Source organism: Pantoea sp. PGP6 (assembly GCF_053474785.1).
Genome location: NZ_JBQBMA010000001.1, coordinates 3,605,022 through 3,627,032 on the forward strand (window position 1 = coordinate 3,605,022; position 22,011 = coordinate 3,627,032).

The 22,011-nt window shown below is 56.3% G+C and carries 19 protein-coding genes; 2 read left to right on the forward strand and 17 right to left on the reverse strand.

Annotation, left to right across the window (positions count from 1 at the left end; genetic code table 11):
- Positions 1-69: 69 nt before the first annotated feature.
- The 17 genes from ftsA to ilvI all read right to left on the reverse strand — a co-directional run bounded on the left by ftsA (position 70) and on the right by ilvI (position 19,541).
- Positions 70-1,326, reverse strand: coding sequence for a cell division protein FtsA (gene ftsA, locus ACLIBF_RS17600; protein WP_003854739.1), 1,257 nt, complete (start codon positions 1,324-1,326; stop codon positions 70-72).
- A complete protein-coding gene (ftsQ, locus tag ACLIBF_RS17605) occupies positions 1,323-2,162 on the reverse strand; it encodes a cell division protein FtsQ (RefSeq protein ID WP_279810068.1) in 840 nt (279 codons plus the stop codon). Before ftsQ ends, ftsA begins: the two co-directional genes overlap by 4 nt.
- 1 nt (position 2,163) lies before the next feature.
- Entirely contained in the window at positions 2,164-3,084 is a 921-nt protein-coding gene (locus ACLIBF_RS17610) for a D-alanine--D-alanine ligase (RefSeq protein WP_031375973.1), read from the reverse strand.
- On the reverse strand, positions 3,077-4,552 hold the full coding sequence (gene murC, locus ACLIBF_RS17615; protein ID WP_031375974.1) for a UDP-N-acetylmuramate--L-alanine ligase: 1,476 nt from the start codon (positions 4,550-4,552) through the stop codon (positions 3,077-3,079). The genes ACLIBF_RS17610 and murC overlap by 8 nt, the downstream gene beginning before the upstream one ends.
- Before the next feature lie 70 nt (positions 4,553-4,622).
- Entirely contained in the window at positions 4,623-5,681 is a 1,059-nt protein-coding gene (gene murG / locus ACLIBF_RS17620; protein ID WP_031375975.1) for an undecaprenyldiphospho-muramoylpentapeptide beta-N-acetylglucosaminyltransferase, read from the reverse strand.
- On the reverse strand, positions 5,678-6,892 hold the full coding sequence (gene ftsW / locus ACLIBF_RS17625) for a cell division protein FtsW (protein ID WP_031375976.1): 1,215 nt from the start codon (positions 6,890-6,892) through the stop codon (positions 5,678-5,680). The genes murG and ftsW overlap by 4 nt, the downstream gene beginning before the upstream one ends.
- A complete protein-coding gene (gene murD / locus ACLIBF_RS17630) occupies positions 6,892-8,208 on the reverse strand; it encodes a UDP-N-acetylmuramoyl-L-alanine--D-glutamate ligase (protein ID WP_089561377.1) in 1,317 nt (438 codons plus the stop codon). Before murD ends, ftsW begins: the two co-directional genes overlap by 1 nt.
- A gap of 2 nt (positions 8,209-8,210) precedes the next feature.
- Positions 8,211-9,293, reverse strand: coding sequence for a phospho-N-acetylmuramoyl-pentapeptide-transferase (gene mraY / locus ACLIBF_RS17635; protein WP_031375978.1), 1,083 nt, complete (start codon positions 9,291-9,293; stop codon positions 8,211-8,213).
- Positions 9,287-10,645 (reverse strand): UDP-N-acetylmuramoyl-tripeptide--D-alanyl-D-alanine ligase, encoded by a 1,359-nt coding sequence (murF, locus tag ACLIBF_RS17640; protein ID WP_069728432.1) that lies wholly within the window; start codon positions 10,643-10,645, stop codon positions 9,287-9,289. Before murF ends, mraY begins: the two co-directional genes overlap by 7 nt.
- Positions 10,642-12,129, reverse strand: coding sequence for a UDP-N-acetylmuramoyl-L-alanyl-D-glutamate--2,6-diaminopimelate ligase (gene murE / locus ACLIBF_RS17645; protein WP_279810070.1), 1,488 nt, complete (start codon positions 12,127-12,129; stop codon positions 10,642-10,644). Before murE ends, murF begins: the two co-directional genes overlap by 4 nt.
- The gene (locus ACLIBF_RS17650; protein WP_031375981.1) at positions 12,116-13,882 is read right to left on the reverse strand and encodes a peptidoglycan glycosyltransferase FtsI; all 1,767 of its coding nucleotides are present in this window, start codon (positions 13,880-13,882) and stop codon (positions 12,116-12,118) included. Before ACLIBF_RS17650 ends, murE begins: the two co-directional genes overlap by 14 nt.
- Positions 13,883-13,898: 16 nt before the next feature.
- Positions 13,899-14,219 carry a cell division protein FtsL gene (ftsL, locus tag ACLIBF_RS17655; protein ID WP_031375982.1) on the reverse strand — a complete coding sequence of 107 codons (321 nt, stop codon included), beginning with the start codon at positions 14,217-14,219 and terminating at the stop codon, positions 13,899-13,901.
- Complete coding sequence (gene rsmH / locus ACLIBF_RS17660) at positions 14,216-15,157, reverse strand: 16S rRNA (cytosine(1402)-N(4))-methyltransferase RsmH (protein WP_031375983.1); 942 nt, start codon at positions 15,155-15,157, stop codon at positions 14,216-14,218. Before rsmH ends, ftsL begins: the two co-directional genes overlap by 4 nt.
- A 2-nt stretch (positions 15,158-15,159) precedes the next feature.
- Positions 15,160-15,618, reverse strand: a complete 459-nt coding sequence (gene mraZ / locus ACLIBF_RS17665; RefSeq protein WP_069728434.1) for a division/cell wall cluster transcriptional repressor MraZ — start codon at positions 15,616-15,618, stop codon at positions 15,160-15,162.
- Between the two features lie 497 nt (positions 15,619-16,115).
- Positions 16,116-17,126, reverse strand: coding sequence for a catabolite repressor/activator (cra, locus tag ACLIBF_RS17670; RefSeq protein ID WP_031375985.1), 1,011 nt, complete (start codon positions 17,124-17,126; stop codon positions 16,116-16,118).
- 196 nt (positions 17,127-17,322) lie between these two features.
- The gene (gene ilvN / locus ACLIBF_RS17675; protein WP_010253849.1) at positions 17,323-17,814 is read right to left on the reverse strand and encodes an acetolactate synthase small subunit; all 492 of its coding nucleotides are present in this window, start codon (positions 17,812-17,814) and stop codon (positions 17,323-17,325) included.
- A 2-nt stretch (positions 17,815-17,816) separates the two neighbouring features.
- On the reverse strand, positions 17,817-19,541 hold the full coding sequence (ilvI, locus tag ACLIBF_RS17680; protein ID WP_031375986.1) for an acetolactate synthase 3 large subunit: 1,725 nt from the start codon (positions 19,539-19,541) through the stop codon (positions 17,817-17,819).
- 733 nt (positions 19,542-20,274) lie between these two features.
- Here ilvI and leuL point away from each other — a divergent pair.
- Complete coding sequence (gene leuL / locus ACLIBF_RS17685) at positions 20,275-20,358, forward strand: leu operon leader peptide (RefSeq protein WP_122983613.1); 84 nt, start codon at positions 20,275-20,277, stop codon at positions 20,356-20,358.
- A gap of 88 nt (positions 20,359-20,446) precedes the next feature.
- Positions 20,447-22,009 (forward strand): 2-isopropylmalate synthase, encoded by a 1,563-nt coding sequence (gene leuA / locus ACLIBF_RS17690; protein ID WP_279810074.1) that lies wholly within the window; start codon positions 20,447-20,449, stop codon positions 22,007-22,009.
- Positions 22,010-22,011 lie beyond the last annotated feature (2 nt).

Genomic DNA, 22,011 nt, shown 5'->3' on the forward strand with positions numbered 1-22,011 from the left:
TTTCTCTCCGTTATGTGCCTGTCGCCTGGAGATCACTAAAGAAAACAGCATGATCCCCTTTTACAAAAATTAAAACTCTTTTTTCAACCAACTATTGATGCGCTTGAACCAGTTGCCTACCGAAACCCGTTTTTCGGTCTCTGCATCGCCGTTCATGTGCGACTCTTTGCCGTAATGCAACAGTCCCACCGCGGTGGAGTAGTACGACTCCTGCGCATAGTCAGTTAAGCCGGTAATATTCAGCGGTTGTCCGATACGCACCTGCGTATGGAATACGCGTTGCGCACAGGCCGCCAGTCCTTCGATTTGCGCGGCACCGCCGGTCAGGACAATGCCCGCCGCAAGATGGTGCTTCACGCCCTGCTGACGCAGTTGTTCCTGTAACTGCAGAATCTCGTCATTGACCAGATTCAAAAGCTCGGTATAACGCGGCTCAATCACTTCGGCCAGCGTCTGACGCTGCAGGCTGCGCGGTGGACGTCCGCCCACGCTCGGCACTTCAACGTTCTCATCTTTGCCGACAATCGAGCCCAGCGCGCAACCGTGACGCACTTTGATCGCTTCCGCATCGGTTGGCGGTGTGCCAAATGCATAGGCGATGTCGCTGGTGACCACGTTGCCTGCATAAGGAATAACCTTAGTGTGCCGTAAAGCACCGCCGGTATATACGGCAATGTCCATTGTACCGCCACCGATGTCGACAACACAGACACCCAGCTCACGTTCGTCTTCGGTCAGAACCGCAAAACTGGATGCCAGGCCGGCAAAAATCAGTTGGTCAACTTTCAGGCCACATCGTTCAACGGCTTTAACAATATTTTTCGCCATATCGTTGTGACAGGTGATCAGATGCACTTTTGCCTGCATCCGCACCCCGGAAAGCCCGACCGGATTTTTGATCCCTTCCTGATAATCAATGGCGTATTCCTGAGGAATAACATGCAGGATGCGATGCTCGTCACGCACACGCACCGACTTAGCGGTATGCACTACGTTCTCTACATCATCCTGAGTCACTTCCTCTTCGGAAATCGGAACCATCCCGATTTCGTTCTGACAACTAATATGTTTGCCCGATAACGCAAGGTAGACGGAGGAAATCTGGCAATCTGCCATCAGCTCAGCCTGATCGATGGCGCGCTGTACGCATTTCACCACCGACTCAAGGTCATTCACGCCACCTTTATCCATACCGCGGGACGGGCAGCTGCCCACCCCAATAATATTGACCATACCATCGGGCAGAATTTCCCCAACCAGGGCGGCAACCTTCGCGGTGCCAATTTCGAGTCCAACTACCAGTTTTCTGTCCGTTGCCTTGATCATTGTTGTTTAGCCTGTGCCTGGTTCTGTTGCTGATTACTGTCCTGTGGCTCTATCACGACCGGCGTCCAGCCAACAGAGGCGCCCGAGTCGTATCGTAAATCCACGTAGCTGATACGTTTGCTCTCGTTCTGACCTTGCTGTTGCAGCACCGGGTAGAGCTCAATAAAGCGGTTCAGACGCTTCATGGTGTCGCTGCGCCCCAGTTCGATGCGCACATCGTCACTGGTAACCAGCTGCCATGAACGCCGGGCCGTCATCGACGCGACCTTCAGGGTAAACTTTCTGGCCTTCAGTACATCGTCCATGCTGTGATAACCCGCCAGCACCTCTTTCTCACTGCCTTCTGGTCCATACAGCATCGGCAGGGTTTCTTTGCCGATATGGTTAGCCGGGACGCTGAAGGAGACGCCATCCGCGTCAACCATATGCAGATCGTTCCAGCGCGCCACCGGGGTATATTCCACCAGATGGATCTTCAGCTCGTCCGGCCACTGTTTACGCACGCTGACCTGCTTAATCCACGGCAGCCTCTCTATCTGCTGCTGCAGAATATCCACGTCCTGCGACATGAACGTGCCCGGCGCGCCAAGTGACAGAATCGCCTGGCGAATGTCATCGTGGGTGGTGTAATGGGTTTGCCCGGTCACCACCAGTTTCGATAACGGCAGACGTGATGCATCGTTCATCCACTTCAGCACCACCAGCCCGCCAGAAATCATAATGCCTATCACGATCAGCAAAAAAACGATGCCGAACAGTCGGGCTCCGTTACTGCGCCCGGTGCGTATACGCTCCTGCGGTTCACGGTTTCGAACTCTCATCGCCGCCTGTGACATATCAGTCGGCCAACTCCAGAATATGCGCAACCAGCTGCGCGAAGCTCATGCCGGCCTGTTTCGCCGCCATCGGCACCAGGCTGTGGCTGGTCATTCCCGGTGAGGTATTGGCTTCCAGCAGCTGGAAATTGCCCGCACCATCGGTCATCACATCCACCCTGCCCCAGCCGCGACAGCCAAGCGCACGCCAGGCCGCCAGCACCAGTTGCTGTAATTCAGCTTCACGCGCCGGGCTCAGGTCGGCCGGACAGACGTACTGAGTATCGTCAGAAATATATTTTGCTTCATAGTCATAGAACTCGCTGGCGCTCTTTATTTCGATAGAGGGCAGGATGCGATCGCCCACAATCGCCACCGTGTACTCCGCGCCGCTGAGAAACGCCTCGACCAGCACGTTATCGTCGTGCTCAAAAGCGGTTGCCAGCGCGTCAGGCAAGGCGCTCAGCGCATTGACCCGGCTGATTCCCACGCTGGAACCTTCACAGGCAGGTTTGACGAATAACGGCAGTCCGAGCGCAGCAATGGCCGCTTCCGTCTCTGCATCCAGCCCGGCATCGAACTGCTGGCGCGTCAGCCAGACAAACTGCCCGGAAGGCAAACCGCGTCCCTGCCACAGCAGCTTGGTGCGCAGCTTGTCCATGGTGACCGCTGACGCCATCACGCCGCTGCCGGTGTAAGGCAGCTGCAGAAATTCCAGCACCGCCTGTAGCGTGCCATCTTCGCCGCCACGACCATGCAGAGCGATAAACGCTTTGGTAAAGCCCTGCTCTTTGAGCGTCAGTACCGACACATCGCGGGTGTCGACAGCGTGCGCGTCAATCCCGCTTTCACGTAGCCCGGCCAGCACCGCCTGACCAGACATCAGCGAAACCTCACGCTCGGCGGACGTCCCGCCCATCAATACTGCAACTTTGTCAGCCATGACGATCCTCCGCTTTACGTTCCGGCTGGAGCTTACAATCCGCCAGCTTGCGGGCAACCTTGCCGACGTTACCGGCACCCTGCACCAGAATCAGATCGTTGCCAGACAGCAGCGGTGCCAGCATTTCTGGCAATGCGTCATGCTCAGGCACCAGAATCGGATCAACCTTGCCGCGATTGCGAATCGCACGGCACAGCGAGCGACTGTCAGCACCAGGAATCGCCGTCTCGCCGGCAGAGTAGACATCCAGCATCAACAGGACATCGACCTGTGACAGCACGTTAGCGAAGTCATCAAACAGATCGCGGGTACGGGTATAGCGGTGCGGCTGAAATACCATCACCAGCTTTTTATCTGGCCAGCCGGCGCGTGCCGCTTTAATCGTCGCATCGACTTCGGTCGGATGATGACCATAATCATCCACCAGCATCGCACTGCCCACCTGACCGTTTACCGGTTCGGTCGGGAATTCACCCAACAGATCGAAACGGCGGCCGGTGCCCTGGAAACTCTCCAGCGCGGCCAGAATCGCATTGTCATCGATGCCCTCTTCGCTAGCCACGGCTACGGCCGCCGCCGCGTTCAGTGCGTTATGACGACCCGGCGCATTCAGGGTAATCTGCAGCAGCGGTTTATCCTGACGGACCAGCGTAAAGTGCCCTTGTGAGCCGCGCTGATGATAATTTTCAATGCGGAAGTCCGCATCATCACTGAAGCCGTAAGTGGTGATTTGACGTCCTACGCGCGGGATCAGGTCACGAATAACCACATCATCCACACACATCACTGCACGGCCATAAAACGGCAGGTTGTGCAGGAAATTAATAAAGGTCTGCTTCAGGTTCTCGAAGTCGCCCTGATAGGTATCCATATGGTCGGCTTCGATGTTGGTGACAATCGCCACCATCGGCTGCAGATGCAGGAACGACGCATCGCTCTCATCGGCTTCCGCAATCAGGTAACGACTGCTGCCCAGGCGCGCATGGGTACCTGCGGCTTTCACCAGACCGCCGTTAACAAAGGTCGGATCGAGACCGCCCTCTGCATAAATACTCGACACCATCGCCGTGGTGGTGGTTTTGCCATGGGTACCGGCAACGGCAATGCCATGACGGAAACGCATCAGTTCAGCCAGCATTTCGGCCCGGCGGATCACCGGGATGCGCTGCTCACGTGCAGCGACCAGCTCAGGGTTGTCCTGCGCAACGGCGCTGGAGACCACAACCACACTGGCGTCGGTCACATTCTCAGGGCGATGGTTGAAATAAATGGTGGCACCCAACGCAATCAGGTTCTGGGTCACCGGGTTAGGGGCCAGATCTGAACCGCTGATATGGTAGCCTTCATTTGCTAACACTTCGGCAATACCGCCCATGCCAGCACCGCCGATGCCGACAAAGTGGATGTGCCGGACGCGACGCATCTCGGGCACGATAGTTCGCAGTTTTGCCAATTGTTGTGTATTCATCGCTCTCAATTACCTGCTCTTTCAGTTTGTGCTCAACCCGAGCACGGGTCAGACGCGCTGACCGGAATGATTACTTTGCGGCGCGTGCCACTTCCTGCGCGACCCGCTCGGTCGCATCGGGGATCGCAACCTGACGGGCCTGTTCGGCCATCGTCAGTAATGTCGGGCGATCCCAGTGGCGCAGCAGATCCGCTACCGCCTCCGCCGTAAACTGCGGCTGCTCAAAAATTCGGGCCGCGCCCGCTTTCTCCAGCGGCAGCGCGTTCCAGTACTGCTGGCGATCCTTATGCTGAAACGGCACAAAAATCGCCGGTAAACCGGCAGCAGCCACTTCGCTCACCGTTAAGGCGCCGGAGCGACAGACCACCACATCAGCCCATGCGTAGGCTGCGGCCATATCATCAATAAACTCGGTCACCTTATGCTGGGTCTGACCGACCTGCTGATAGGCTTTTTCAACTACCGGCAAGCCGCCTTTCCCGGTCTGGTGCCACAGCGTGATCTGATCACCCAGTTCAGCGGCAACCTGCGGCAGCGTCTGGTTCAGCACCCGCGCACCCTGACTGCCACCAATCACCAGTACCCGTATCGGGCCACTGCGCTGGGCCAGACGTTCAGCCGGCAGCGGCAGCGCCAGCACATCGGTACGCACCGGATTGCCGACCACATCCGCCCGGGGAAACGCGCCGGGAAATGCCTGCAGCACTTTGGTGGCGATTTTCGCCAGCCACTTGTTGGTCAGGCCGGCAATGCCATTCTGCTCATGCAGCACCACCGGGATACCGCAACTCCAGGCCGCTAAGCCGCCCGGTCCGGAGACATAACCGCCCATCCCCAGTACTACATCCGGTTGCCAGGCTTTCATGATGCGACGCGCCTGACGCCATGCGTTGAAGATGCGCAGCGGAGCCAGCAGTAACGCCTTAACGCCTTTGCCGCGCAGTCCGCTGATGCGAATGAAATCGATGTCGATGCCGTGCTTCGGCACTAAATCCGCTTCCATACGGTCGGCAGTACCTAACCAGCGGACCTGCCAGCCCTGTTCCATCAGATGATGGGCAACAGCCAGACCGGGAAAGACATGCCCACCGGTTCCGCCTGCCATCACCATCAATCGCTTACTGCTCATCGACCACCTCGGGTAAACGCCTGCGCTTTCGCCAGGCGCGTTTCATAATCTATGCGTAACAAAAAGACGATGGCGGTCGACATAATAATCAGACTCGACCCGCCGTAACTGATCAGCGGCAGGGTCAGACCTTTAGTGGGCAGCATACCTGCTGCCGCGCCGACGTTAACCAGAGCCTGAAAGCTAAACCAGACACCAATTGAACAGGCCAGAAAGCCGGAAAAACGCTGATCCAGCTCCAGTGCACGGCGGCCAATCGACATCGCACGAAAAGCGACGAAGAATACCATTAACAGCGCCATAACCACACCGATGTAGCCGAGTTCTTCACCGATAATCGAGAAAATAAAGTCGGTGTGCGCTTCCGGCAGATATTCCAGTTTTTGCACCGAGTTACCCAGCCCCTGGCCCCAGAATTCACCGCGGCCAAATGCCATCAGCGACTGGGTCAGCTGGTAGCCGCTGCCGAACGGATCTTCCCACGGGTTCCAGAACGATGTGACGCGGCGCATACGGTACGGTTCGGCGATAATCAGCAGCACCACGGCAAAAATGCCGGAGCCGATGATGGCCAGGAACTGCCACAGTTTGGCACCGGCCAGGAAGAGCATGGCCAGCGTGGTGACGAACAGCACCACCACGGTACCGAGGTCCGGTTGCGCCAGCAGCAGTACTGCCAGCACCACCATCACGCCCATCGGCTTACAGAAGCCCCAGAAGTTGTTACGCACCTCTTCCACTTTGCGCACCAGATAGCTGGCGAGATAGCAAAACAGGGTAAGTTTAGATAACTCGGCTGGCTGGATACGCAGCGGTCCGAGGGCGATCCAGCGCGATGCACCGTTAACCGAACTGCCGACCACCAGTACAATCAGCAGCATGGCGACGGATGCCATTAACATCACGTTGCTGTAGCGCTGCCAGAAATCCATCGGCACCCGCAGCGTGACCAGCGCCATACCGACCGCCAGCGCGATATAAAACGCATCACGCTTGGCAAAATAGAACGGGTCATCATTGAGACGCTGACCAACCGGCATTGAGGCGGAAGTCACCATCACAAAACCAATCACTGCCAGGCCGAACGTCAGCCACAGCAGCGTGCGGTCATACAGCACCAGCGAGGTATCATCGCTTTCGCGCGATCCCATCACCCAATCTTTCAGACGACCCGAGAAGAACCGCGCCAGACCCGCGCCAGGAATATGCATCAGCTCAGCTCCTTCGCCAGTTGGGCGAACTGTTCGCCACGCTGTTCAAAGTTACGGAACTGATCAAGGCTGGCGCAGGCGGGTGACAACAGCACCATATCGCCTGACTTCAGCTGCGGGACGATCTGTTCCAGCGCCTGACGCAGGGTTTCGGTGCGCACCGCAATCTCCGGACGCAGCGAAGCCAGCGCATCGCCATCGCGGCCAAAGCAGTAGGTCCGCACGTTGTCACCCTGCAGATAAGGCGTCAGCGGTGAAAAATCGGCTGATTTACCGTCGCCGCCCAACAGCAGCCACAGGGTGCCGGTAACCTGCAGGCCATTCAGCGCCGCCTCGGTACTGCCCACGTTGGTGGCTTTGGAATCGTTGATCCAGCGCACGCCCTGATGCTCAAGCACCAGCTGGAAGCGATGCGCCAGACCATTAAACTGGGTTAATGCAGCCAGGCTGGAAGCGCGCGGCAGTCCTACTGCATCGGCCAGCGCCAGCGCCGCCAGCGCGTTGGTGTAGTTGTGTTGTCCCACCAGCTTCATTTCAGCGGTGTTCAGCACCTTCTCGCCTTTCACCCGCAGCCAGACATTGCCCTGCTGCTTATTAAGATGATAGTCACCGAAGTCAATGCCAAAGCTGACGCAACGCGCATCTGCGCCGCGTACCGGCATGGTCAGCGCGTCATCTGCATTGACGACGCACACCTTCGCATTTTCATAAATACGCAGTTTGGCAGCACGATACTGCTGCATGCCCAGCGGATAGCGATCCATATGATCTTCACTGACGTTAAGTACCGTCGCCGCTGCCGCTTTCAGGCTGTGAGTGGTTTCAAGCTGGAAGCTGGAAAGTTCCAGTACATAAAGTTGCGCCGGTGACTGCAACAGGCTGAGCGCCGGCAACCCGATATTGCCGCCCACGCCGACCTGCCAGCCGGCCGCTTTCGCCATCTCACCCACCAGCGTAGTCACGGTGCTTTTACCATTGGAGCCGGTAATCGCCACGATCGGCGCCTGGGCTTCACGGCAGAACAGCTCAATGTCGCCGACGATTTCAATGCCGGCTTCTATCGCTTCGCTCAGAATCGGATGGGCCAGCGCGACGCCTGGGCTGGCGACAATCAGGTCGGCATCCAGCAGCCAGTCACCGTTAATGCCACCCAGATGGCGTTCCACCTGCGCCGGCAATTTCTCCAGCCCCGGCGGCGACACACGGGTGTCCATCACGCGAGGCGTTACGCCCTGCGCTAAAAAGAAATCAACACAGGAGAGACCGGTCAGGCCTAACCCGATGATGACGACTTTTCTTCCCCGATAGTCAGCCATGATTAACGCACCTTCAGCGTGGCCAGGCCAATCAGCACCAGCATTAGCGAAATAATCCAGAAGCGCACAATGACGCGCGGTTCCGGCCAGCCCTTCAGTTCATAGTGGTGATGGATCGGCGCCATGCGGAAAATACGCTGGCCGCGCAACTTAAACGATCCCACCTGCAGGATCACCGACAGCGTTTCAACCACGAATACGCCACCCATGATCACCAGTAAAAACTCCTGACGCAGCAGCACCGCAATAGTGCCCAGTGCGCCGCCTAACGCCAGCGAACCCACATCGCCCATAAAGACCTGAGCCGGATAGGTGTTGAACCACAGGAACCCCAGCCCTGCCCCGACGATAGCGGTACAGACAATCACCAGCTCACCGGCATGACGCAAATAAGGAATGTGCAGATACTCGGCAAACTTCACGTTCCCGGTTGCCCAGGCCACCAGCGCGAAGCCAGCCGCCACAAATACCGTTGGCATAATTGCCAGCCCATCAAGGCCATCGGTCAGGTTGACGGCATTGCCGGTGCCGACAATCACAAAGTAGGCCAGCAGCACATAAAACAGCCCCAGCTGCGGCATGATGTCTTTGAAAAACGGCACCACCAGCTGCGTTGCGGGGGTATCCTTGCCGGCGACATACAGGGCAAACGCCACGCCGAGCGAAATCACCGACATCCAGAAATACTTCCAGCGGGCGATCAAGCCCTTAGTATCTTTGCGCACCACCTTGCGGTAGTCGTCGACAAAACCGATGATCCCGAAGCCGATCAGCACCACCAGCACGCACCAGACATACGGGTTTGACGGATAAGCCCACATCAACACCGAAATGGTGATTGAGGTGAGGATCATGATGCCGCCCATGGTCGGGGTGCCGCGCTTGCTGAAGTGCGATTCCGGGCCATCGTTACGGACTACCTGACCAATCTGCAATTTTTGCAGCCAGGCAATCAGGCGCGGCCCCATCCACAGGGAGATAAACAACGCGGTCAGCAGGCTGACAATGGCGCGAAACGTCAGATACGAAAAGACGTTAAAGCCCGAATAAAAAGCGACCAGATGCTCGGCCAGCCAAACTAACATGTTCCTTTCTCCTGTAAGCTCTGTACTACCTGCTCCATGGCGGCACTACGCGAACCTTTAATCAAGACAGTCATTTCTTTGTGTTCGGACAACAGCTGACGTAAACGTTCAGTCAGGGCGGTTTTATCGCTGAAATGTTCGCCAACGCCGCTGCTTTCGCTGATCAACTGGCTAACGTTCCCCACGCTCAGGACCTTATCGATACCGGCAGCACGCGCCGCCAGCCCGACTTCACGGTGACACTGTTCGGTCTCTTCACCCAGTTCCGCCATATCGCCAGTGACCATCACCCGATAACCCGGCATTTCTGACAGTACCTGCGCCGCAGCGGTCATCGATCCGACGTTAGCGTTATAGCTGTCATCCAGCAGCAACTGGTGCGCAGATAAACGTATCGGGAACAGGCGGCCCGGCACCGACTGCAGGGTTTTTAGCCCTTGCTGTATCGCACTCAGCGGAGCATCAACCGACAGCGCCAGAGCCGCCGCGGCCAGCGCGTTGGCGACGTTATGCCGTCCCGGCAGCGGCAGCGTAATCGCCACCTCACCGCGCGGCGTCACCATCACAAAGTGGGTGCCATCATGCGCAATGCTGATATCACGAGCAGAGAAGTCACATCCGGCCGCCTGCGGCGAGAAGCGCCACACCGTCTGGTCCTGCAGATACGTCTGCCAGTTCGGCCAGTCATTGCTATCCGCATTAAGGATCGCCGTACCGTTGGCGGGCAATCCCATAAATATTTCACCTTTGGCTTTAGCGACGCCTGCCAGCGAGCCAAATCCTTCCAGATGCGCCGCCGCCAGGTTGTTGACCAGCGCGCTCTCCGGCCGCACCAGATCGGTGGTGTACGCGATCTCGCCCTGATGATTAGCACCCAGCTCAATCACCGCATACTGATGCTCTCTGGTCAGACGCAGCAGCGTCATCGGGACGCCAAAATCGTTGTTAAGGTTACCGGCGGTATAGAGGGTTTCACCGCACTGGCGCAGGATCGCTGCGGTCATCTCTTTGACCGACGTTTTTCCGGATGAACCGGTCAGCGCTACGACCCGGGCTGTCGCCTGCTGGCGTACCCAGGCCGCCAGCTTGCCAAAGCCCAGTCGGGTATCTTCAACCACTACCTGCGGAACGGCGACAGGTAAATGCTTACTCACTAACAGCGCCTGCGCGCCGCTAGCAATTGCATCACCCACAAAGTCATGGGCATCAAAACGTTCGCCAACCAGCGCGATAAACAGGCTGCCTGCCGTTACCTTGCGGGTGTCCGTGGTGACGTCCGTCACGGTTAAATCACTGCCATACAGCGTGCCGCCGGTGATGTCAGCGAGCGTCTTTAAGGAAACCGGGATCATGCCGCGCCTCCCAGCAGCGCCGCTACCGTGGCACGATCGGAGTAATCCAGCCGGCGATTGCCGATAATCTGGTAGTCTTCGTGGCCTTTACCCGCCACCAGCACGATATCTTCCGGCTGCGCCTGCATGATGGTGTTGGTCACCGCCTGCGCACGCCCGGAGACGACGCGGGCGCGACCCGGGTCCAGCAGGCCGGTCAGGATATCTTTCACAATCGCCTGCGGATCTTCACTGCGCGGGTTGTCATCGGTGATCACCACCACATCGGCGAATTGCTCAGCGATGGCGCCCATTAACGGACGTTTGCCTTTATCACGATCGCCGCCGCAGCCAAACAGGCACCACAGTTTTCCTGTGCAGTGCAGGCGTGCGGCTTCCAGCGCTTTTTCCAGCGCATCCGGGGTGTGGGCATAATCAACCACTACCGTCGGTTTGCCATCAGCACTAAACACTTCCATCCGGCCGTTGACCGGCTGCAACTTCGGTGCTGCCTTGATCAGTGCGTCAAGCGGATAGTCAAGTGCCAGCAGCGTCGCCAGCGCCAGCAGTAAGTTGCTGACGTTGAACGCTCCCATCAGACGGCTGTCGATCTCGCCTTCGCCCCAGCTGGAGCTGAAACGGATGTGCGCGCCGTTATCGTGATACTGCACCGCGTCGGCTTTCAGCCAGCGGCCGTGGCAGCCAGGCTGTAAATTATTTTCCATCGTCACGGCAACGGCATCAGGCAGGCTGGCCAGCCAGCGACGGCCGACTTCATCATCGGCGTTCAGAATCGCCTGACCAACCTGATGCTCAGAGAACAGCAGCCATTTGGCGGACTCATAGCGCTGCATATCGCCGTGATAATCGAGGTGATCGCGGCTGAGATTGGTGAATACGGCGGCCGCAAACGGCAACGCCGCGACACGGTGCTGAACCAGGCCGTGTGAAGAAACCTCCATCGCGGTCAGTGTGGCACCTTGTTCCGCCAGATCGTGCAGCAGATGCTGAACATCGACCGCTGAGCCGGTGGTGTTTTCCGCCGGCACAAGCTGGCCGATCAATCCGTTGCCCACCGTCCCCATCACTGCACTGGTTTCGCCCAGCAGGTTGGCCCACTGCGCCAGCAACTGGGTGGTGGTGGTTTTTCCGTTGGTGCCGGTGACGCCGATCAACGTCTGTTTTTCGCCCGGCTGCTGATAGAAACGTCCGGCTAATGCCGACAGACGCTGATGCAGCTGCGTCAGATAGATAACCGGTACGCCGTGCATTTCACGGATTTCGCCGTCGGCCGCTTCCCCTTCGGCTTCGGCCACCACGGCGGCAACGCCTTGTGCAATCGCCTGCGGGATGAAACGGCGTCCATCGGCCTGATGGCCTGCAATAGCGACAAACAGATCGCCGGAAGCCGCGGTACGGCTATCCAGTGTCATGTCACGCAGTGGACGCGCCGGCGCGCCTGGCACCCAGGGGCCGAGTAAGTCGCGCAGGTTACGATCTGTCACTTGATTCCTCACTTCTGTTAGTCACCAACTCGTTCTTGTCATTGGTTGGTAACGCATCCGGCTCGATGTTCATGGTGCGCAGGACGCCGCCCATGATGGCACCAAACACCGGCGCAGAAACCGCACCACCGTAGTACTTGCCGGCCTGGGGATCGTTGATCACCACCACCAGCGCGAATCGAGGATGACTGGCAGGCGCGACGCCTGCGGTATAAGCAATGTATTTATTGACGTAGCGTCCATCCGGCCCGACTTTTTTAGCGGTACCGGTTTTGATGGCGATGCGATAGCCTTTAATCGCCGCTTTCACCCCGCCGCCGCCGGGCAGCGCCACGCTTTCCATCATGTGCATCACGGTTTTAACCAGTGACTCATCGAAAACGCGTTGTCCCGCGACAGGGGGATCGACCTTAGTGATCGACAGCGGACGGTTGATGCCGTAGCTGCCAATGGTTGCGTAGACTCGCGCTAACTGTAACGGCGTTACCATTAGCCCGTAGCCGAAAGAGAAGGTGGCCCTCTCTATGTCAGACCACCGTTGTTTTTGAGGGTATAAGCCACTGCTTTCCCCGACCAGCCCCAAATTGGTCGGTTTACCTAGCCCAAAGCGCGCGTAAGTATCTACCAGCGCTGAGGAAGGCATCGCTAACGCCAGACGTGAAACCCCGACGTTACTCGATTTCTGTAAGACCCCGGTCAGGGTCAGTTCGCTGTAGCGCGCCACGTCTTTGATCTCATGACCATTGACGCGGTACGGCACGGTATTCAGTACGCTATTCTCTTTGACCACACCGCGCTGCAGGGCGGTCATCACCACCATTGGCTTGACGGTAGAACCCGGCTCGAAGATGTCGGTGATGGCGCGGTTACGCATCAGATCTTTCGGCGTGTTGCTGAGGTTATTCGGGTTGTAAGCCGGGCTGTTGGCCATCGCCAGCACTTCGCCGGTATTCACATCTACCAGCACCGCAGTGCCCGATTCAGCTTTGTTAAAGGCGACGGCGTTGTTCAGTTCGCGATAGACCAGCGCCTGTAAACGCTCATCGATGCTCAGGGTCAGGTTATGCGCAGCGCGGCTATCCACCGAGGAGATATCTTCGATTACCCGACCAAATCGGTCTTTACGCACCGTTCGTTCGCCCGGTGCACCGGTCAGCCATTTATCAAAGCTTTTTTCGACCCCTTCGATACCCTGACCGTCGATATTGGTAAAACCAATCAGATGAGACGTGACCTGCCCCGCCGGGTAGTAACGGCGTGACTCTTCACGCAGATGGATACCAGGCAGTTTCAATTTTTTGACGTACTCGCCGATGGCCGGATTGACCTGGCGCGCCAGATAGACAAAGCGGCCTTTGGGATTGGCGTTAACCCGCGCGGCCAGCTGGTCGAGCGGAATCGAAAGCGCATCCGACAGCGCCTTCCAGCGGCTGTCCAGCGTTACGCCGCCGCCGGCATGCAGCTCTTTGGGATCGGCCCAGATAGCGTTGACCGGCACGCTCACTGCCAGCGGTCGTCCGGCGCGGTCGCTGATCATACCGCGCGACGTCGGCACCGCCTGAACGCGCAGCGAACGCAGATCGCCCTCTTTCACCAGCCTGTCAGGATTAATCACCTGCAGCCAGGCAACACGCGACAGTAATCCTCCCAGCGCCAGCAAAATACAGCCGCACAGCAACGCAAAACGCCAGCTTACAAAGCTGGCTTTATCTTCCGGTTTCTTCAACTTCAGCGTTCTGCCTGCGCCGCTCATTCGCTATCTGAGGTCCTTATTTCTGCACCACAATATTTTCTTGTGAAGGATCAACATGCTGCAATTGCAACTTCTCGGTTGCGATTCGTTCAACACGACTGTGATCGCCCAGGGCGTTCTCTTCCAGGATCAGGTTGCGCCATTCGATATCCAGCGCATCCCGCTCCAGTACCAGCTGTTCACGTTGCGCCGTCAGCAAGCGCGTTTTGTGCGTGGTGGTGACCACCAGTACCGCAGAAACCAGCACGGCGATCAGCAGCAACACCGGAATCTTGCCTTTCCGCAGCAGATCGCCGCCAATCACGCCAGGCAGGCTGTGGCGCTCATTACCGATCATGCGTCGGTCTTCTCCGCGATTCGTAGTACCGAGCTGCGCGCGCGTGGGTTCTCAGCCACTTCAGCCTCGCCCGGCGACAGTTTGCCCAGCAACTTCAGTTCTCGTCCGCCCAGCGCGCGTAACTGCTGTTCCGTCATTGGCAATCCAGCTGGCACCTGCGGCCCGCGGCTCTGATCGCGCATAAAGCGCTTCACCAGCCGATCTTCCAGTGAGTGGAAGCTGATGACCGACAGACGTCCCTGCGGTGCCAGCACCTCAACCGCGCCTTTCAGCGCAATGTCGATCTCTTCCAGTTCACTGTTGATCCAGATTCGAATCGCCTGGAAGCTGCGCGTCGCCGGATGCTTAAATTTATCTTTCACCGGCGTGGCGATGGCGATCACCTCAGCCAGCTCTTTGGTGCGTGTCATCGGCTGCTCGCGGTTGCGCTCAACAATGGCGCGGGCGATACGTTTGGCGAAACGCTCTTCGCCATAGGTCTTCAGCACGAAAGCGATGTCGGCTTCTTCAGCGTGGAGCAACCACTCAGCGGCGGAATGACCCCGCGACGGGTCCATTCGCATATCCAGTGGTCCGTCGCGCATAAAGGAGAAGCCGCGTTCGGCATCATCCAGCTGCGGCGACGACACGCCTAAATCCAGTAAAATGCCGTCAATTTTGCCGACTAATCCCCGTTCAGAAACGTACTCCGCCAGCGCGGAAAAAGGACCATGAATAATGGAGAAGCGCGGATCGGTGATCTCAGCGGCCGCGGCAATAGCTTGCGGGTCACGATCGATAGCGATGAGCTTTCCCTTCGCCCCAAGCTGCGAAAGAATTAAGCGCGAATGACCGCCACGACCGAATGTGCCGTCGATGTAAATCCCGTCTTCCCTGATATTGAGGCCGTTAACCGCCTCATCCAACAGCACGGTGGTATGTTTAAAATTTTCCTGCATAGCTATAGCGACAAGTCCTGCAACCGCTCAGATAAAGGCTCCTGAGCCGACTGTTCTGCGTCAATATCGTCCCTGACTTGTTGATACCAGGTCTGTTCATCCCACAGTTCAAACTTATTGAACTGTCCAACCAGCATCACTTCTTTGGTTAATTTAGCGTGTTGGCGAAGCGTATTCGCCAGCAACAAGCGCCCTGCATTATCCATCTGACACTCACTGGCATGGCCCAGTAACAGGCGCTGCACGCGGCGCTCAAGTGGATTCATACTGGATAAGCGGGCCAGCTTTTTTTCAATGATTTCCCATTCGGGCAGGGTATAAAGCAACAGGCATGGCTGGTGGAGGTCGATGGTACAGACCATCTGCCCCTGAGACTCGCTGTTCAGTAAATCGCGATATCGCGTTGGTACTGCGAGCCGCCCTTTACTGTCGAGATTGACTAACGTTGCTCCGCGGAACATGCCAGCCTTACCCCCCGCTCACCCATTTGCGCCACTTTATCCCACTTTTTACCACGAAACGAGTTTAAGGACCCGATGAAATCCTTGTCAAGCCGGAGCGGCAGTTGAATATCACTATTTGCAGACCGGTGAATTAGCGTCTGGCGACGTTATATTCAAATAAAAGGCAAAAATAAAAATTAAGCTGATGAATACCTGAATAAAAATAGCGGGCCGGGGAAAAACGGCTAAAAATGAAACAATGTAAAGCGCTAAATATTTATCGCAGTTTCTGAGACAGCGGCGGCATTTTAGGGGATTTCTTAAAGGAAGCCCAGCGGCTTCAGGCGGGACGGGAACAGAAGGTTTGTTGAAGTTGTAAACAAATAATAAAAAATAAAGCTTTTTGATTTGTTAGATTCAGTGAGCAGAATTTACGCTTTTTTACCTCCTCCCGCTATCAGAACCGCCAAAGGCCACAATTTAAAACAGGCGGGCAGCTTAATACTGCCCGTCACTCATTTAACTTTTCGGCTTAATTGTCCGCGACGGTATAAATTACGCCGGATGCGCGTTAACCCCGGTTTCGGTTTTCTCGGTTCGTCTAAGGAGGCTAAAACTAATTCCAGTACCCGCTCCGCCACGTCACGATGGCGCTGACCCACCGCCAGCACCGGACACTCAAGAAAGTCCAGTAATTCGTGGTCGCCAAAGGTCGCGATAGCCAGCTCGGTCGGGAGCCGTCCGTCACGTTTCAGCGTCACATCCATCACGCCCTGTAGCAGGCCAAACGACGTGGTGAACAGCGCCTCAGGCATCGGATGATCTTCAAGGTACTTTTCGAACAGCGCCGCAGCAGCGGTACGCTCAAAACTGTTGCAGTAGATGTAGTCGATTGGACGACTATCCTCTTTCCACGCGTCACGGAAGCCCATCTCACGCAGGAAACTGACCGACAGTTCGGGTAGCGCGCCGAGAAACAGCACATTTTTAACCTCGAGCTGACGTAATTCGGCGGCCAGCGTATAGGCATCATCCTGATCGGCACCCACCACGCTGGTGAAGTGCTCGCGATCGAGGGCGCGGTCTAAGGCGATGATGGGCAGAGGATCGTTGATCCAGCGCTGATAAAACGGATGCTCTGGCGGTAATGAAGTAGAAACGATGATCGCATCAACCTGCCGTTGCAGCAGATGCTCAATGCAGCGCATCTCATTATCCGGCTGATCTTCTGAACAGGCGATCAGCAACTGATAACCCCGCTGCCGTGCCTGACGCTCAAGATAATTCGCGATGCGGGTATAGCTGGTATTTTCCAGATCGGGAATGACTAAGCCAATGGAACGGGTGCGCCCGGCGCGCAGTCCGGCCGCCACTGCATTCGGGTGGTAATTGTGCTCACGCACCACCGCCATCACTTTCTCAACGGTTTTGTCGCTGACACGATACTGCCGCGCTTTGCCATTAATCACATAACTGGCCGTGGTACGCGACACGCCCGCCAGACGCGCAATTTCATCCAGTTTCACGATAACCCTCAATCAAAGCCGTTCGCACGACTAAAATAGCCGCAGTTAAGCTATGGACAACTCATGGTTATCATCTAACAGCAGAAAAGTGCGCGGAGCAACCGCTTTTCTGAATGTAACTGGTCTGGCGCATAAAAAATAAAAAAACCCGGCATTTCGCCGGGTTAGAGTCATCCTGAGTGATTACGCAAGGTGATTAACGCATGATGCGATCGCCACGCGACACCCCGACGATTCCGGAGCGTGCCACTTCGACAATCTCCGCCACATCGCGCACGGTATTCAGGAATGCGTCCAGTTTGTCGCTGGTGCCGGCAAGCTGAACCGTATACAGCGTCGGGGTCACATCAATAATCTGGCCCCGGAAGATTTCCGCATTGCGCTTCACCTCTTCCCGGCCGTAGCCGCTGGCCTGAATTTTCACCAGCATAATTTCACGCTCAACGTACGCGCCCTGCCCCAGTTCGGTCACGCGCAGCACATCAACCAGCTTGTGCAGCTGCTTCTCGATCTGCTCCAGCACCTTCTGATCGCCGACGGTCTGTATCGTCATTCGCGATAGCGTCGGATCGTCCGTTGGCGCAACGGTCAGGCTTTCGATGTTATAGCCACGCTGTGAGAACAGGCCGACCACGCGGGATAATGCGCCGGATTCGTTCTCCAGCAGAACCGATAAAATGCGACGCATAGTTATGTCCTCTCCGTTTTGCTTAACCACATCTCATCCATGCTGCCACCGCGAATCTGCATCGGATAAACGTGCTCACTGCCGTCGACGGTGACATCCACAAATACCAGCCGTCCCTGCGCCAGTGTTTCCAGCGCCAGCGTCAGCTTCTCTTCCAGCTCCGCCGGATGCTCAATGGCGATTCCGACATGCCCATAGGCTTCTGCCAGACGGACGAAATCAGGCAGCGATTCCATATAAGACTGGGAGTGGCGGCCGGAATAGATCATGTCCTGCCACTGTTTCACCATGCCGAGGAAACGGTTGTTAAGGTTCAGCACCAGCACCGGCAGATTGTACTGCAGCGCGGTCGACAGCTCCTGAATGTTCATCTGGATACTGCCGTCGCCGGTGACACAAATAACGGTTTCATCCGGCAACGCCATTTTCACGCCGAGCGCGGCAGGCAGGCCAAAGCCCATGGTGCCGAGACCGCCGGAGTTGATCCAGCGACGCGGCTTATCAAACTGGTAGTACAGCGCCGCAAACATCTGATGCTGACCGACGTCAGAGGTGACATAAGCGTCGCCTTTGGTCAGGCGGCAGATGGTTTCAATAACCGCCTGCGGCTTAATTTTTGCGCTGGTACGATCAAATTCCAGGCACTGACGGCTGCGCCAGCTTTCAATCGATTGCCACCAGTCACGCAGGCTGTCGAGCGGCTGTTTGCTGTCAGTCTGGGCCAGTAGCTCCAGCATCTGCTGCAGCACCTGGCGGGCATCGCCAACGATCGGGATATCGGCCGCCACCGTTTTTGAGATGGAGGTGGGATCAATATCAATGTGCATCACCGTGGCATCCGGGCAATATTTTGCCAGGTTGTTAGTGGTACGATCATCAAAGCGAACCCCAACGCCGAAAATCAGGTCGGCATTGTGCATGGTCATATTGGCTTCGTAGGTACCGTGCATCCCCAGCATGCCGACGCATTGACGGTGAGTACCAGGAAACGCGCCCAGCCCCATCAGCGAGGTGGTGACCGGGATGTTCAGGCTCTCCGCCAGCTGCAGCAGTTCCGCCTCACAGCCTGAGGTGATCGCGCCGCCACCGACGTAGATCACTGGCTTATGGGCTGCCAGCAGCGTATTCAATGCTCGTTTGATCTGCCCTTTGTGCCCCTGAATCGTTGGATTGTAAGAGCGCATGCTCACTTCTTCCGGCCAGTGATAAGGCAGTTTATTGGCCGGATTAAGAATGTCTTTTGGCAGATCGATCACCACCGGCCCCGGACGTCCGCTCGACGCCAGCCAGAACGCCTTTTTCAGCACGGTCGGGATCTCTTCGGTGTTTTTCACCAGGAAACTGTGTTTCACCACCGGACGGGAGATGCCGACCATGTCGCACTCCTGAAAGGCGTCATAGCCGATCAGCGACGAAGGCACCTGCCCCGACAGAATCACCAGCGGGATTGAATCCATATAGGCCGTGGCGATACCGGTAATCGCATTGGTGGCGCCGGGTCCGGACGTCACCAGCACCACGCCGACTTCGCCGGTCGCGCGCGCCAGGCCATCGGCCATGTGCACCGCGCCCTGTTCATGGCGCACCAGAACGTGGTCGATTCCCCCGACCGTTTGCAGCGCGTCGTAAATATCCAACACCGCGCCACCCGGATAACCGAATACCTGCTTAACGCCCTGATCGATTAACGAACGGACGACCATTTCGGCTCCTGACAACATCTCCATCTTCTGCCTCCAGGCGTGAGGGCCAGGCTGCGTTAACGCGCGTGGTGCGTTACGTCATCCAGGCACCTGCTTTGCCAATGTAAGATCAAAACCTTATGTTTATGCCCGCACGGCGGAAACGCGTTCCGCCCTGCGGATACAGAGAAATCTGTTGAGTTCATTGTTTTGAGAGTAGGACGATTACCATAACCGCAGTTAACCTGGCAGGCAAACCGCAAACTCGCGCAAATTAAACCGCGCCAACGTAAAGGCTCTGCGCGATAAGAAAGGGCTACGCGGAATACACTAATCACGTCGCACAACCGCAGAGGAAAATGCTGGCGATGAAATTATTTTCAGCGTGATCTAAGAAATAGCGAAAAGTTATTGCCGCTTACCGCAGCCCACAATTTGCTGTGGCATTTCTTTTCTGGCGTAATTAACCTTAAAATCATTAAAGTTCATACGATTATGCTGAAGCAGCGAAAATAAATCCGGTTACTCCGACTGAAAGATAAATTATAAAATCCTTTAATTTCAGTGAATTAATAAAATACAAAGCCACAGCCAGCCGCCACCGATCGTCTGTTTTAACCCGCGCCGCGTGCGCAGTTGTTCAATACGCTGGCTGGCCGATATCTGACAGAATATTTTCCTTATTTAGCCGCATAAATAGCCCTTCATTGAAGGTTGACATCCCACTGGGATTCCAGTACCAATATGTGCAGCACACAATTTTATGAGGTTTGAATCCATGTTTCGTTCTTCTCGCCTACTCGGTCTACTACTAAACGCATTCAGTTTGCGCGGTAGACTTGTGGGCGGAATCAAACACTGATTCAAACCTGCTGAAAGTTAAAAACCCGCGCCTGTCGCGGGTTTTTTTATGCTCGTTGCAAGGCAAGAAATGCATAAGGATGAATACGATGAGCCAGCAAGTCATTATTTTCGATACCACTCTGCGCGACGGTGAACAGGCATTACAGGCCAGCCTGAGTGTGAAAGAAAAATTGCAGATTGCGTTAGCGCTGGAGCGCATGGGCGTAGACGTGATGGAAGTCGGTTTTCCGGTTTCCTCACCCGGTGATTTTGAATCTGTACAAACCATTGCGCGGACCATCAAAAACAGCCGGGTTTGCGGCCTGGCGCGCTGTGTAGAAAAAGATATCGACGCCGCCTACGAGTCACTGCGCGTTGCTGACGCCTTCCGTATTCATACCTTTATCGCCACCTCACCGATGCACATCGCCACCAAACTGCGCAGCACGCTGCCCGAGGTCATTGAACGTGCAGTGAAGATGGTGAAACGCGCCCGTAACTACACCGACGACGTTGAGTTTTCCTGTGAAGACGGTGGCCGTACCCCGATTGACGATCTGTGCCGGATGGTTGAAGCGGCAATTAATGCCGGTGCTCGTACCATTAACATCCCGGATACCGTCGGCTATACCCTGCCGGGTGAATATGCCCACATCATCAGCCAGTTGATTCAGCGCGTACCGAACATCAATAAAGCGATTCTGTCAGTACATACCCATGATGACCTGGGCATGGCGACCGGTAATGCGCTGGCTGCGGTTCAGGCGGGCGCCCGCCAGGTTGAAGGCACGCTGAATGGATTGGGTGAACGTGCCGGTAACTGTGCGCTGGAAGAGGTGATCATGGCAATCAAAACCCGCCAGCAGATCATGAATGTCCACACCAATATCAATCATCAGGAAATCTACCGCACCAGCCAGATGGTCAGTCAGATCTGTAATATGCCGATCCCGGCTAACAAAGCAGTGGTCGGCTCAAACGCCTTTGCCCACTCCTCTGGTATTCACCAGGATGGCGTGCTGAAGAACCGCGAGAACTATGAAATCCTGACCCCTGAATCGATTGGCCTGCACAAAATCCAGCTCAACCTGACCTCTCGTTCTGGCCGCGCCGCGGTTAAACACCGTATGGAAGAGATGGGCTATGCAGAGCACGATTACAATCTGGACACCCTGTACGACGCCTTCCTGAAGCTGGCCGATAAAAAAGGTCAGGTATTTGATTACGACCTGGAAGCGCTGGCCTTCATCAATAAACAGAATGAAGAGCCGGAATATTTCCAGCTGAACGAATTCAACGTCCAGACCGGTTCGAGCATTACCGCCACGGCCTCGGTCAATCTGGGCTGCGGCGAGAGCACCAAATCAGATGCCGCCACCGGCAATGGTCCGGTTGACGCCGTTTATCAGGCGATCAATCGCATTACCCAGCTGGATGCAGAACTGGTTAACTACAAACTGACCGCGAAGGGCCACGGCGAAAATGCGCTGGGTCAGGTGGATATCGTGGTGAGCTACAACAACCGTAAATTCCACGGCGTCGGTCTGGCGACCGATATCGTCGAATCTTCTGCCAAAGCGATGGTTAACGCCCTGAATAACATCTGGCGTGCCAGACAGGTTGAACAAGAATTGCAGCGCAAATTTAAAGATCAGAAGGAAACGGTATAACT